The following is a 14025-nucleotide window of genomic DNA, read 5'->3' on the forward strand; positions in this document are numbered from 1 at the left end:
AGTGGCTTATAGGTGATGCCACTTGGCTACCGGAAGACGAACCGACTCGCGACCGCCAACGGGCCGATCGTCCACATGGCCAATCCGAGCATCGCCCAGACTGGATGAACACCGCCGGCGATGGGCTCGGCAGCGATCGGGGCTACGACGAGTTCCAGCACGAGCCCCCGGAACGCCGAGAGGGGACTGACCGCAAGGAGCGCCTCGAGTGTTCCAGCCCCGATCAGGTCAGTGGCGAGTCCAGCGACGAGGCCGAAGTCAAGGCCCACCAAGAGTGTGAGGACAGCGCCCATCGACAGTGCGATTCCGCTAGCGCGGGACCCAGCCAGCGCGGAGACGCCGATCGCGACCGCCAGGGCTGTCGCGGCGAAAGCGGCTGTCAGTACGAACAACCGGACGTAGGCGATGGGCGTGTCGACGGTCCCGTGAGATGCGATAACCGAGACGGACTCTTCCTGGAAGAACACAACGACGCCCGAGGCAAGGACAAGTGGTACCAACACGGCGACCAGCAGCGCGGCCAGCCGACCCAGATACACGCCGAGGACGTAGGACCGACCGGAGAGCGGGTAGGTCCGGAAGACGGCGAGTTCCCCGCGAGTGCGATCGCCCAGAATCGAGTGATACCCGACGGCGAAAGCAACCAGTGGGACCAGCACTTCCAGTGGCGTCAACAGATTGAGCGAGAGGGCGAGATACCCGCCACCACTGCTCACCCAGGCGAACCCGACTATCGCGAGGGCGTACCCTACAGCGACAACAACGAGCGTTCGATTTCGCAAGACTGACTCGAAGGATCGCTGGGCGACCGACAGGGTTCGCCGGCGCTGGTCAGTCATCTGTCTCACCGCCCGCGCTTGCGCGAACGCCGACCAGTCCGTCCCTCTCGAGGATCGCGTCGAAGGCCCCTTCCAGAGAGTCCGTGTCGGCTTGCTCGCGTAAGTGTGCCGGACTACCCCGGGCGACGATCGAACCGCCGTCGAGGACGAGAATCTCGTCGGCAATACGCTCGGCCGCAGCCAGGTCGTGTGTCGCCAGGAGGACTGCCGTGCCATCCCCAGCGATGTCGACAATCACATCCGCGATGTGATGGCGGAGTTGTGGGTCGAGTCCGCTCGCGGGTTCGTCGAGCGTCAGGAGTGGGGGCTCCCCGATCGTCGCCTGGGCGAGGCCGAGCAGGCGAACCATCCCGCCCGAGAGGGCCGGGATGTGGCGGTCCGCGACGGCCGTCAATCCGACGCGATCCAGAACTGCCGGGACATCGACAGCCCCCGAGACGAGTGTCCCGTAGAATTCGATCGTCTCGGCGACACTGAACTGTGGGCGAAAGGCCGGTCGCTGGGGCACGTATCCGACTGTCCGGGCGGCGGCCTGTCTACGGGAAACTGACCCGGAATCTGGATCGCGGAGTCCCGTGGCGATCGACAACAGCGTCGTCTTCCCCGACCCATTTGGCCCGAGCAAGGCGACGACCGAGCCACGTTCGACCGTGACTGAAACGTCCTCGAGGACCGATACGTCGCCGTAGGCGTGTGTGATGTCGCGTACTTCGAGTGCTGAGGTGTGATCTTCGCTCATGGGTGTCCCGCTCGTGTGGTCGTTGCATTTCGGGCGGCCGTCAGTTCCTCGTGTCGAACCGGCTGGCTGCGTGGCGCGTCGTCGACGACGTTGGCACTTCGCAGTCCGCGGACCGACGCCTGGAATTGCTGGAGGACGGCCACGGCCGGCGAGCGGGCAAGTGTCCCGCTACCGTCGCTCGTTCCGACGGCTCGATCGACGACCCCACTCGGGCGGAAGGGGCGTGCGATCGTCCCGTCACTGTCACGATCCCGGCCCGGGATCGGCCCCCAGTAGTTCCCCGACCAGAGTCGCACCGGTCCGCGCCCCGTCGAGACGTAGCGGTCGTTGTCGACAATATCGTTTGCCGTGACGTGGTTCGTCGGCACGATCGTCCCGGTCCGTAATCCGGCCTCGTTGCCGAGGAGGACGTTCCGTGCGTACACCGATCGCTGGGTACCCAGATCCAGTCCGTACTGATTGTCGAGAAGGACGTTCCCGGTGGTCAGCGACGCACTCCCCGACATCGAGACGCCGACACCGCTGTCGGTAACGCGATTGTCGAGGACGGCATTCGAACGGGGCCGGGTCATCACGACGATACCGATGTTCGTCTCGCTGACGGTATTGTTGGCAACGAGCGACCGTGATGTGAACATCTCGTGGACGCCAAAACGCATCCCAGTCATTCGGTTGTCTCGTACGACGATTCCGTCTGCGTGGTGAGTGTACACAGCGTCACGCCCGCCCTGGAACGTGCTGTTTTGCACGACCATCCGGGACTCGATCGCGAGCACGCTCATGAATCCCTCGCGCCACGTCTGGCTCCCCTCGATTGAGACGTTTCCCACGACGACCCCGTCGCTGTCACGGGCGATGATGCCGTTTGCAGGCGTCTCGATGACGACTCCAGCAACCAGCGAGCGGTTGGCTGCATCGAGACCGACAGCAGCGTCACCGTAGCCGTACGTGTTCCGGATCGTCTCGTCCCAGGAGCCGTTTGCCCCTGCATCGGGCGGTGAGCCGGTGTTGTCGCTCCCACCACCCGTGATCGAGAGGTCCAGCAGGGCCGTTCGCGGAGACCGCACGCGTAGGACAGTCCCGTTTCCGTCCCCGACGATGCGTGTCTCAGCCCCCGAACCACGAATCGTCAGAGGCTTGTCGATCGTTAGGTTCGCCCGATACGTCCCGGACGGCAGTCGAACGGTCGTGTTCGGTGGCGCTGCCTCGATGGCGTCCGACAGCGTCGGAGCGTCCTCGCCGACGACGATCGACGTCCGCCGATCGAGCAAGTCACCACGATCATCGACCGTCCGACTTGCCCACTCTCGTCGGTCTGTTACCTGGTTTTCGACGGCGACTGCTGGCTCGGTATCGTCTCGGCTCCGAAGGTCCGTCCACTGGCGAATCTCGCCGCCGTATTCGGTAGCGAACGATCGAGCAGCCACGCGGTTGCCAAACGGAACGATCGCCGGGCCGGCCGGCGTCCGGGCCGCGCTATCGACGACAAAGTACGCTGTCGAGGCCCTCGACCAGTCTACTGCCGGATCAGAGGCGACAGTCAGATACCCCGCCTCGGTCACAGACGGGCCGGCGTCAGCGAAATCCGTCACGAACACGCCCACGGGGCGGCCAAACTGTCGCGTCGTACGATCGGCCGTGACTTCGCTGACTGCCGACTGTACTCCATAGTAGCCACGGACGTACTGATATTCCGAAAAGAAGACTTCGACGCGGGGGACCTCGTAGCCGGCGTCTTCGGCTTGCCGGACGTCGACCCCCGTCAGGCCGGTGGTGAGGGTCTCGGAGAACGCGACTGGCTCGACCGTGACGCCCGATGCGGGGTGGACGGCAAAGGCCAAGCTCCCGCCGGCAAGAACCACCGCCAGGCCCGCAAGGACGACGACGACGCGCATCTCAACGTTGGGCCAGTCCCGCGATCATCGACCGTGTCACGTCGTCGAACGTCGCCAATGACCCGCCGTACTCGTCTTGGAAGGCCCTGGCAGCCTCGTCCGTGCCGAATCCGATCAGATCACGGCCCATCGCGCCCTCGACGCGAGAATCGACGACGAACGTGACGTCCTCGGCCAGTGTGAATGCCGCCGCTTCCGGGTGTGTCGAAATGAGTGTCCGCTCGCCCTCGCTGAATATCTCGTAGTCGACGGCGGCGTAATCGGTGACGTAGAAGGCCGCCCGCGTCCAGCCCCGATCGAGTCGCTGGAAGTCGTACTCGAAGGCCTCCCAGGTACTATCGAAGCGGGCCGGATTCTCGTGTCCGGACGGATCTTTGTTCCGGTAGAATACCTCGGCGCTTGGACCTGGATGGTGCGGAATCACCATCCCACAGACGTCACACGCGTCCCCGTCAGTCAGCGCGACCGGAGCGGGCGTCTCCGCGCTCAAACAGCCGGCAAGTCCCATTGCTGTCCCCGCGCCTGCGAGTTTGACTACGCGCCGCCGCGTCAGCGACGAGTGTTGCGTGCCTGTCTGTGGCCCATTCGCAGGTGAGCGAACGGACGCCTGGTGGACGTCAGCGACTAGATCCTGCCCCCATTCGATCACAGACTCGCCTTTTCTCATTGTCGATAGCTTCGCAGCCAGCACTAAAGAGGCAGTGATTCGACTATCGAACATTGCCCAACCGAGAGGCCTTCGCGATGGTGGAGACACGGATCGAATGGGCGTCCCAACCAGTAGAGAATCGTGCAAGACACGCCCAATAGCGAACGGTTTAATGCGCTGGGCTGTGAGACGAAATCGTGCATCGACGCGCGTATCTGGGCTCGCTTTCCGGCGGGGTCGCTGCGCTGACGGCGGGGTGTCTCGGTACCAGCGGCACTGCGGAGACGTATCTCGCCGAACCGGATCGTGAGTACGACTCGTCTGCCGTTCAATATCCCGCGTACGGCCAGCAACTGCCCGAGGCCACCATTGCGGATCCGATTGCTGGCGAGGCGATCGAGACGACGGGCGGTAACGGCGATCAGTTGCTAACGTTCTTTTACAGCCACTGTCAGACGGTCTGTCCGCGGCTCATTTCGGCACTCCGGGGCGTCCAAGCGAAAGCCATCGAAACGGGAATGGTCGACAACGTACGCTTCCGGGCAGTCACGTTCGATCCGGATCGTGACGACGCCGAACGGCTCCGCCAATACGCCAAGCGCATGGACGTGTCGTTGTCCGAAAACTGGCGGTTCCTCCGGCCGGACACGCCGGACGACGCCAAATCCATCGTCGAAGACACCTTCGGCGTCGGCTTCGAGCGGACCCATCCCGAAGACATGGCCCAGTACATGTTCACGCACTTCGCGTTGATCCTGTTGGTCAACGCCGACGATTACGTCGAGCGAGCCTATACCGGGAAAGCCCCACAGTGGCAACCGATCTACGAGGACCTCCAGACCCTTCGCAACCGGGAGGGGTGACCGTGCGACGCCGAGACTTGCTTGCCGGAGTTGGCGGGGCAGCGGTCGTCGCTACCGGCGGCTACGTTGCTCTCTCGGGGACCAGTGGAGACGTCGATCCAGTTGCCGTCGATCTGTTCGAGACCGCCGCCAGCCCAGGCGGGACGATGCAGGTTCCGACTCCCGGCGAGGTGACCGTTCTGGACCTCTTTGCGACGACCTGCCCACCCTGTGTCCCAGCGCTCGACGCGCTGAGCGATGCCCAGGGTGACGCCAGTGAGGTCCAGTTCGTCTCGGTCACCAGTGAGTATCTCGGCGGCGGCCGGACGCGTGCAGACGTCATCGACTGGTGGGCCGACCACGGCGGACCCTGGCCAGTCGGGTACGACGAACAAGGTCGTCTCATGCAACAGCTCGATGTCGGCTCGCTGCCCCACACCGTCGTGATCGACTCCGGAGGGAACGCCGCATGGTCACATACCGGTGTCCCGGACGCGAACCGCGTTCGCGAGGCGATCGAGCAGGTTCGCTGATGAGCACGATCGCGTTGGGGGCCACGGTCTCGTTCGCGTTCGGGGCCGGCATCACGACGTTCTTTGCACCGTGTGCGTACCCACTCTTGCCGGGATACGTCGGCTATTACTTGCGTGAGCGCCCGGCCGAGGCGAAATCACCAGTTACCGGCGCGCTCTTGGGTGGGGTCGCTGCGAGTGTCGGAATCGTTGCGACGTTCGCTGTGCTTGGCGCATTGACGGCGACAATCGGCCAGACGTTGACCCAGTACGTCTCGACGCTGGAGGTGGGTGTCGGACTCACGTTGGTCGTCCTCGGCGTCATCACGCTCGCCGAGTGGTCGCCCGGCTGGCGAGTCAGGCTCCCACAACGGCGGGCGACGATCACTGGCTTCGCTGCTTTCGGTGGGCTGTACGCCATCGCCGCGACCGGCTGTCTCGCCCCGGTTTTCCTGGGGCTCGTCTCCCAGGCGCTAACGTTCTCCGTGCCCGGGACGATCGCCGTACTCGGTGCCTATGCAACCGGGATGGCCGTCATGATGATTGCAGCGACAGTCGCTATCGCCGTCGGCGTCGATGCTGGGCGCGCTCGCCTGCCGGGTGTTGCTGAACGGGCAAGCCAACTCGCTGGTGTCGTGCTCGTGATCGCCGGGGGTGCCCAGATTGTCCTCGCGGTGTTCGTGTATAGTTGATCGCCCGCTACCGAGTGGGACGGTGCCCCGAAACACAGGGACGGACTGTCGAATCGTCGGCCCGAGGGCCAACGCACATACTTCCGGCACTCGATGGGCCAACTATGCGTATGAGTTCTCGTCTCAGACAGTTGGGTCGTGAGCGCCCTGTTGCCATCACCGCTGTCGTTTCGGCGATCGGGTACGCGCTCGTTGCTGGGGCCTTTACCGGTATGATCCCGCTGTTTCCGGCGCTTGGTCGTGACACTGTGTTGCTGTTTGGCCACCTCATCGCGGCCGTCAACACGGCGGCCCTCGGTGCGATCCTGCTCGGGGTGCGGTACATCAAACGCGACGAAGTCGAAAAACACCGCGCGGCGATGCTCGTGGCCTTTGCCCTGATATTGGTCTTTCTCGTCCTGTACCTCTGGAAAGTCGGTGGCGGCTTCGAGAAGTCGATTACCGCGAGTGGCTTACCCAAGATTGCCTACCTCCTGATGCTCGCCGTTCACATCCTCCTGTCCGTCGTCGCCGTGCCAGTGGTCCTCTATGCGGTCGTCCTCGGACTGTCACATACGCCTGCCGAACTCCGTGACACCCACCACGCTCGCGTCGGTCGGATCGCCGTCGCCACCTGGTCGGTGAGTCTGGCGCTTGGCGTCATCACGTACGTCCTGCTCAATCACGTCTATGGGTGGGAACCACGACATGCAACCGTTCTCGCGTTAGTAGGGGTTCGGCCGGCCGTCGATCGGATCGTGTCGGCACTCGATCCGACCGCGTGAGCCGGGCTCTCGGATTCGGCGACAGCTCGGACTATGCCAACCCGGACCATTAAATGGTTCTGACGTACATGACCGACGGCATCGTCGAGATGTGCCTCAACGAGGAACTCGTCGAAGACGCCCTCATCAAGCAAATCCGCGTCCGGAAAGTGAGCGGTGTCCTCACGTACCCGGAGTGGAGTGCCTACGAGTACACTAGCGGCCAGGGCAGCGTTCTGTTCAACCCGCTCGAGGAGATGGCCGACAGTCGCCAGGCGGCCCTCGATGCCTTCGACGGCGGTGACAGTATCGAGTCCACCGAGAAAGAGACACTGCAGATCGATCGGTCACGTTCTGACCAAGCAGAGACGAGCGAACGACCAACGGAACGCGATACTGACAGCTGAGGCTGTTGGGTTACCTGAGCGCGTGCTCTCGGAGCATCGTTACTACGCCGATGGATGGGGGTTGTAGGACAGGACCGCTTTCGAACCGGTTCGTTCAATCAGCGGGAGAAACGAGTGGACCGCTCTGTGATTGGGAAGCGATTCGAGGAGACGATTAGTCGCGACGCTGGCGACCGATGATACCCAGCGATAGTGCGAACAGTGCCGTTACCGTCAGCACTGCGGTAAACCCTGGGCCGCTGGTTGTCGTCGTTTCGGGAGTCGTGTCCGTCTGCTCGGTCGTCTCCGTCGGTGTCGCGGTCGTCGTTTCCGTCTGCGTTTCTGTTTCGGTTTCCGTTTCTGTCGGTTCGGGTTCGTCGTCGACTTCGATCATCGCATCTGCGTTGAGAACCGAGTTCTCGCGGCCGTTGCGGAGTTCGTCGATCTCACTGTCCGCGTAGTGACCGTAGACGTCGACAACGTCACTCGTCGTCGAGAGTTCTTCGAGCGGTTCCGTCTCGACGGTGACCGCGAGGGTGCCGTCCTCGAGGGTCACGTCCTCGACGGGGGCTGTCTGTGAAGTTTCGTTCATCACGGTGAACGTCGAGGCGTTGATCTCGCTGACGGCAGCCGGAACGTCGTAGGTCAGCGTCGTCAGGTCGCCGTCGGTCGACACTGACGGGTCTTCGAGCATGCGGGTCGCGCGGCGGATGCGGTCCTCCGCTGGTGGCGTGATCGTCCCGCGCTCTTCGATGTAGTTGACGACAGCGGTACCGTACAGCGTGTAGTCTTCACTGACTGTCGGCAAGGTGCTGAGGTCGTCCCAGCCAGCCATGTAGGAGTTGACCGTCACGTTGTAGGTCGCGTCCGGATCGAGCCGTTCGCCGTCGACGAAGATGTCGCCGACCGCCGTCGAGGCATTTGGCTGATCGATGAATTCGTACGTCACGCCACCGACCTGGAGCTGTGCCTGTGCCCCGTAGTTGTCAGTCGGCGCGGTGACTTGACTCGCGAGGAGATTCTCGAGTTGCTCGCCAGTCATCTCCTTGGTGACGAGCGTGTTACCGAACGGCAGGGACGTGTATACGTCGTCGTACGTGACGTTGCCCTCGTCGATGACGAAGTTCCCGCGGACACCGCCCGCGTTGGTCACGGCTACGTCAGAATCAGTCTGCTCGATGAACGCATCACCGATGATGCGTCCCCAGTTGGTGTCGTCTGCGTAGTTCCGGCCCGTCGAATCGAGTGCTTCCGTGGTTTTGCCGGCCACCTGCGAAAGATCCGCACTGAGTCCGGCTTCGACGACGTTTTTGGCCGATTCGTTTACCGTCCAGTTGCCCTCGCCGAGATTGTAGAGCTGGCCATCGTTGAAGCCGACGCCATCGTCACTGACGGTGACGTTGACTTCGCCGAGGTACTCGGCGTTGCCACCGGCCTCGACGATGACCGACCCGGACGTGACTTTCGGCCCGTACGTCACCTCGTCGTCACCGGAGACGATTACGTCGATGTTGTTCGTCTTATTGGCGAGCTCTTTGGATTCGGGGATTCCAGTGTGTGTGAGCGCAACGACTACGTCGACGTTCTCTTCTTCGCGTAGCGTTTCGGCGACCTGGGTGCCGGCTTTCGAGAAGTCAGTTACTTTGTAGCCGTTTTCTTCGAAGTCGATTGCCGTCTTCGATTTGACGGCGTCGTCGACCAGACCGAGGAGGCCGATTTTCACGCCATCGCGTGTGACGGTCGTGTAGTTCTTTGTCCCGGGGATGTTCTGGCCGTCTTCGCTCCGAATGTTAGCGACGAGCCACGGGAAGTCGGATTCGTCACTGAAGTCAGCGACTGGCCCGAACCCGTAGTCGAGGTCGTGGTTCCCGATGACCTCGGCAGCCGGATCGATGACGTTCAACGCGTCCGTTGGCACACGCCATTGGGAGACCGCCGAGAGGGAACTCGGGCTTACCTCGTCACCGCCACCCACGACGAGCGTCGGATTGTCGAGGGCGGCCTGTCGATCGGTGATCGCCCCTTGAAGCGTGCCGATCGCTGTGGGGTTGGCCATCGCTGTCTGGACGTCGTTATACTGGAGAATGGTTAGATTCGTCCCGTTACTGGGCGCGACAGATTCGTTAATCTCAGCTGGCGCCGTGTCCGCCGACAGTTCCGCACCGACGACCGCTCCCGACAGTGCCGTCAGAACAACCAGCGCTGCCAGGATCGCGGTCCCGGAGAGCGCTACGGTGGCTGTGGGTCTTCCGTCCGATTCTGGATTACTTCTTTTTAAGTCCATTACAATATAAGCACCAGGCCCCGAGCCACATATAATTTTTTGTGTGGAAATCTACCGTTGGGAAGAGACTGGCTGCAGGCGAGGTGATTTTCCCGCTAAGTCATCGTTTGTCGACACGCATACAGAGGAAAAATATTATTCATTGACGCGTGTTTATATGAAGTTATATTACACATCCTCTCACGATACAGTCGAACTGATGGGTGTGAGTCCCGTCCTGGCGAGACCTGTCGCACGGAATTGACTCTCACATCTGTCGCCCGGTGCCAGTGGCACTAGTCGAGTCAGTCTACGGACCGATCGACTGGTTGCTCGCCCTGACCGTCATAGCGTCACGCAGATGTGGGAGACCGGCGGTGTGTCGGCCTCGATATCGAAGTGGTCGGCGAGCAGTCCAGTGACGAGTTCCCGCGGGAGCGATTGCTCGTCGTCGGGCAGCACTTTGGAAAGTTCGATCTCACCGGGTAGCTGCTCACGTTCGGCAAGTGCCGACGAGAGTGACGCTGCGTCCGAAACCTCGTCGGCGAGGTCCGCGGCCAACGCCGACAGCCCGAGGTACGCTTCGATAGTCGCAACCAGATACTCGCGGGCGCGGGCGACAGGATTCGACAAGGACGTGATCGTCGAGAGGTAATCCGCGGCACTCGTTTCAGCCAGGTCGACTTCCTCATCGACCCAGGCCTCGATGGCCGGGCGACCCGCGTCGGGATCCAGTGCCGCCACAGCGTCGGCACAGATGTCGGCTTCCTCAGTGGCAATCTCGTGGAAGATATTCCCGACGACCACGGCGTCCGCACCGGCGTCACGCATCGCCTGGGCGTTCTCTCGGTCGTCGAGGCCACCGCCATACCAGATTCGCGACCACTCGATCCCGTCGTCGACGGCGTCGAGAATGTCCGCGGCTTCCTCGCCACCGAACGTTCCCGAGTACTCTAGGTAGATGATCTCGGCCTCGTGATAGCGTTCGGCCGCCATCGCACGCTGTTTGGCCGCCGTCGGTTCGAGTAGATCCGCTGTCCCGACGTTGGCCTCTCGTGCAGCTGCACTGTCGGGGTTCTGGATGATGTACGCCTCGAAGATCGACTCCTCGAGCATCCACGTCGTGGCGGCGCGACTCAGCCGATTCTCGATAGTCTCACCCAACGGAATCGGCAATTTCTCTGCGAGCATCGTCGGGGCGATTTCCTCCTCGATATGCTCGACGCCGCGGCCGAGTTGTCCGACCAGCGATTCCGCATCGCCGTTGAGCACTTCCGGAATGGCAAGAAACTCAGCCTGTTTTCGCGTTTCGTCGGTCACCTGGGCCGGCCCGGACGGCTCCTGGAAGGCTGGAGCGGGTCGATCGGCTACCAGTGAGAGTGTCTCTTGTGTGTTATTCCCGGTGACGTCCTTCGAGCCACCGACTTCCAGAGCACTCGTGTGCTGGAGATAGAGCGGATAGAGCAAGGGAAGCTCTTTCTCGTCTTCGGGGTCGATCTTCGTGATATGCGTCCAGTCTGCCGGGACCGGGTTGGTGTCTACCGAGAAGAGGTCCCGACTCGCGATCGTCGCCGCGGCGGCGGCCGATTCGAGCCGTTTCGCGATGTCGACGAGCGTCGTCATTACCCTAACTGTGTAAGCCACCGGTATAAAAGCGTGTCACAACGGTGACGCCACCAGTCCAGATCGGGCACCGAGCCGGCCCGGCCCGTCGGGCCACTATTCGTGACCCGGCAACACACTCGGGTCGCCCGAGCGATAGATGTACTCGGCGGCGATCCCCGTCAATGGCGAGTCAGTTTCGGTCGCGTACTCGGCGGCAAGGTCCAGATAGCGTTCGCTTATCTGGACGATCGCCTCGTAGGCATCCCGATCGTCCGCGGCGAGGACGTACTCGGCAGTTGCAGGTGTCAACTGGTTATCGACACGATCCGCGACGAAATCGTCGACGTCGTCCAGCCAGATCTGTGCCCCGATTATCGCCAGAACGATCGAGCGCTTGAAGGCGTCGTCGACTGGGAGTCCCGCCCGACGGTACATCTCGATCATCCCGTCGTAGATGACGCCGACCCGGGCATATTGGGTCTTCAGATAGGGTAGCTCCTCGATCCCAGCAAACCGGTCGACAGCGATATCGAGGTCAGTGATCGGAGCGTCACGATACGTCTCGCGAATCCGGTCACGAGCCTGCTGGTCGCCGGCCTGGGCGTCTGCGAGCAGCTCCCGGAACTGTGGGTCCCGCTCTTGGTGTCGCTCGGAGATGTCGACCGCCCAGCCGTATATCGCTTCGATTTCGTCCGGCAACCGGTCGAAGGCCGCGTCCAATTCCGATTGCAACGTCGACTGGGCAATTTCGGCGACGCGTTCACGCTCGCCGGGTTCGAGCCTGAACGAGACGCCAAAGTCTTCGAACTCCTCGTCGTTGATCGCGTCACGCATGTCGCCGTCGATCAGCGCGGCGATCACCAGCCGCGTCAGGTACTCCCCACGGTCGACGATTTCCTGGGCGTCGGTCGGGCCGTCCTCCCACGCCGTCTCAGTGATCGGCCGTCGGAAGCGGATCGGACCGACGGCATCGGATCCGTCGACCTCGCTCGTCGTCGCGTTGTCCGCCCAGACGCTCAACGCGACCGGATCGGTACCGTCGCCGGCTCGCTCGCGAGCGGCCCGGTATAGCTGCCCCAGTGTCAACTCTGCCGGGAGCGTGAGTTTGGTATCGTACTCGAAGGTGACGTCCTCGACATCGAAAGCCGCCGCGAGTTCGTCTTCGACGGGCTCGAACGCGTCACGAATCATCGCTTCAGTCCGCTCATCGACCAGTCGCTTGAGCTGAATGCTTTCTCTGTCGAATACGCCCGTGTCGGCGTAATACCCGAAGACAGCTTGTCCGGCGGTTGGAACGATCTCTCGATTTGCCAGCCAGCCAGCGAGTCGTCTGCGCATAGCCATTGGATCACCGCGACGGCCGATCGTGGCCATCGCCTGCTCCAGCCTGCGTTCGGCCCGACCATGACACTTTCGTCACGACGACGGCCGAACTATCGGTACACGGCAGGTTTTTGTGACCGCCAAAACAACCCACGGCCAATGTCTACAGAGGCCTATGATATCGTCGTCGTTGGGGGCGGGACTGCCGGAACCTTCGCCGCGGCGACCGCTGCCCAGCAGGGGCTCGACGTTGTTCTTCTCGAACGGAAACCCGAAGACGAGGCCGGCCACATCGCCTGTGGTGACGCGATCAAAGGCAAGAGTACGTTCCCCGATGTTATCGATCTCGAGTATCTCCGTGACGAATCGTTCACCAACGAGAACATCAACCACGCACTGTTCGAGATCCCGGACGGCGAGACGATCGACTATCCGTTCGATACCGGCTCCGGGGCTATCGTCGACCGCAAACGCTACGGTGACGTATTGCTCGAAGAGGCCGATCGCGTCGGCGCGGAAATTCACTACAATACGGTCGTCCGCGACGTCATCCAGAACGGCCGGGTCGAGGGCGTCGAGGCAACCCGAGAGGGCAATCACTATCGCTACGAAGCCGACATCGTTATCGACGCTGCCGGTGTGCTGTCGATCCTGCAGGACAAAGCCGACCTCGATGGAGCCACGTTCGACACGAACGTCAACTACCAGCAGTTTTGCTCTGCCTATCGGGAGGTCATCGAGGTCGAGGAACCCGTCGATTGGGACGACGCGATCGTCTTCAAACCGACCGAGGAACTGGGCTATCTCTGGTACTTCCCGCGGACGCCCACGGAAATCAACGTGGGTCTCGGCTTCCAGATGGATCGAGAGCCGATGGAACTGGTCGAGGTACTCCGGGAAGACCTCCGAAACCGTCCCGAGTTCGAGAACGCGACCGTCAAAGACAAGCTCGGAGCCGCGTTGCCGACCCGACGACCGTACGATTCCGCGACGGCCCCGGGACTGATCGCCGTCGGCGACGCCGCCGGACACGTCAATCCGACGACCGGGGGCGGCATTCCCGGCGCGGCCAAAGCCGGTCACTGGGCGGCCGACGTTGCCGCTGACGCCATTGCCGAGGGCGACGTCAGCGAAGCCGCGCTGTGGGAGTACAACCGCCGTGTCCAGACCGACTTCGGGAAGCGCTTTGCCGCCATGGATCTGTACAATATCTTCGGCGGCACGCACTCGATCGAGGATCTCACCGAGGTCCTGTCGGCGTTGCCCGCCCAGCAGCTCATCGACATCTTGGGCCGGTCGGGTACGGCTTCGATGAGCCTCGGCCTGAAGCTCAAGACGTTGAAAGATACCTTCGGCCACTGGCAGACGTTGTACGACGCCTACAAGGTCAACAAGCGGGCGAGTGAACTCAAAGCCATCTACGACGATTACCCGACACTTCCCGAGAACTTCGACGCCTGGCAGGAGCGCCGCGACACGTTTATGGAGCGCTTTTTCGCCGAGTTCGACGCTGACCCGAAGTACTGAGCCCCGATCG

At 62.4% G+C, this 14025-nt stretch carries 13 protein-coding genes; 6 read left to right on the forward strand and 7 right to left on the reverse strand.

Annotated features, from left to right (window positions below; all coding sequences use genetic code 11):
- Nucleotides 1-26: 26 nt before the first annotated feature.
- Genes Hrd1104_RS04685 through Hrd1104_RS04700 form a run of 4 tightly spaced genes read right to left on the reverse strand, consistent with a single transcriptional unit; the run spans nt 27 to nt 4140 of the window.
- Nucleotides 27-839, reverse strand: a complete 813-nt coding sequence (locus Hrd1104_RS04685) for an ABC transporter permease subunit (RefSeq protein WP_154551657.1) — start codon at nt 837-839, stop codon at nt 27-29.
- Nucleotides 832-1578 (reverse strand): ABC transporter ATP-binding protein, encoded by a 747-nt coding sequence (locus Hrd1104_RS04690; protein ID WP_154551658.1) that lies wholly within the window; start codon nt 1576-1578, stop codon nt 832-834. Before Hrd1104_RS04690 ends, Hrd1104_RS04685 begins: the two co-directional genes overlap by 8 nt.
- On the reverse strand, nt 1575-3473 hold the full coding sequence (locus tag Hrd1104_RS04695; RefSeq protein ID WP_154551659.1) for a NosD domain-containing protein: 1899 nt from the start codon (nt 3471-3473) through the stop codon (nt 1575-1577). Before Hrd1104_RS04695 ends, Hrd1104_RS04690 begins: the two co-directional genes overlap by 4 nt.
- Nucleotide 3474: 1 nt before the next feature.
- Nucleotides 3475-4140 (reverse strand): nitrous oxide reductase accessory protein NosL, encoded by a 666-nt coding sequence (locus tag Hrd1104_RS04700; protein ID WP_154551660.1) that lies wholly within the window; start codon nt 4138-4140, stop codon nt 3475-3477.
- Between the two features lie 179 nt (nt 4141-4319).
- Between Hrd1104_RS04700 and Hrd1104_RS04705 the strand changes: the two genes are divergently transcribed.
- The 5 genes from Hrd1104_RS04705 (at nt 4320) to Hrd1104_RS04725 (ending at nt 7318) form a co-directional block, all read left to right on the forward strand.
- Nucleotides 4320-4985, forward strand: a complete 666-nt coding sequence (locus Hrd1104_RS04705; RefSeq protein ID WP_154551661.1) for an SCO family protein — start codon at nt 4320-4322, stop codon at nt 4983-4985.
- A 2-nt stretch (nt 4986-4987) separates the two neighbouring features.
- Entirely contained in the window at nt 4988-5497 is a 510-nt protein-coding gene (locus Hrd1104_RS04710; RefSeq protein ID WP_154551662.1) for a TlpA disulfide reductase family protein, read from the forward strand.
- Complete coding sequence (locus Hrd1104_RS04715) at nt 5497-6168, forward strand: cytochrome c biogenesis CcdA family protein (RefSeq protein WP_154551663.1); 672 nt, start codon at nt 5497-5499, stop codon at nt 6166-6168. Before Hrd1104_RS04710 ends, Hrd1104_RS04715 begins: the two co-directional genes overlap by 1 nt.
- 104 nt (nt 6169-6272) lie before the next feature.
- Complete coding sequence (locus Hrd1104_RS04720) at nt 6273-6932, forward strand: DUF420 domain-containing protein (protein WP_154551664.1); 660 nt, start codon at nt 6273-6275, stop codon at nt 6930-6932.
- A gap of 53 nt (nt 6933-6985) precedes the next feature.
- Nucleotides 6986-7318: a hypothetical protein gene (locus Hrd1104_RS04725; RefSeq protein WP_154551665.1), complete on the forward strand. Its 333-nt coding sequence runs from the start codon at nt 6986-6988 to the stop codon at nt 7316-7318.
- 154 nt (nt 7319-7472) lie between these two features.
- On the opposite strand, the gene Hrd1104_RS04730 is transcribed toward Hrd1104_RS04725, so the two are convergent.
- The 3 genes from Hrd1104_RS04730 to Hrd1104_RS04740 all read right to left on the reverse strand — a co-directional run bounded on the left by Hrd1104_RS04730 (nt 7473) and on the right by Hrd1104_RS04740 (nt 12503).
- Nucleotides 7473-9581 (reverse strand): bifunctional UDP-sugar hydrolase/5'-nucleotidase, encoded by a 2109-nt coding sequence (locus tag Hrd1104_RS04730; protein ID WP_154551666.1) that lies wholly within the window; start codon nt 9579-9581, stop codon nt 7473-7475.
- 324 nt (nt 9582-9905) lie between these two features.
- Complete coding sequence (locus Hrd1104_RS04735; RefSeq protein ID WP_154551667.1) at nt 9906-11183, reverse strand: heptaprenylglyceryl phosphate synthase; 1278 nt, start codon at nt 11181-11183, stop codon at nt 9906-9908.
- A 96-nt stretch (nt 11184-11279) separates the two neighbouring features.
- On the reverse strand, nt 11280-12503 hold the full coding sequence (locus Hrd1104_RS04740; protein WP_154551668.1) for a hypothetical protein: 1224 nt from the start codon (nt 12501-12503) through the stop codon (nt 11280-11282).
- Nucleotides 12504-12647: 144 nt separating this feature from the next.
- Here Hrd1104_RS04740 and Hrd1104_RS04745 point away from each other — a divergent pair, with 144 nt between their 5' ends.
- Nucleotides 12648-14015 (forward strand): geranylgeranyl reductase family protein, encoded by a 1368-nt coding sequence (locus Hrd1104_RS04745; RefSeq protein WP_154551669.1) that lies wholly within the window; start codon nt 12648-12650, stop codon nt 14013-14015.
- Nucleotides 14016-14025: the final 10 nt, after the last annotated feature.

This window comes from Halorhabdus sp. CBA1104 (assembly GCF_009690625.1).
In the GTDB taxonomy this organism is placed as follows: domain Archaea; phylum Halobacteriota; class Halobacteria; order Halobacteriales; family Haloarculaceae; genus Halorhabdus.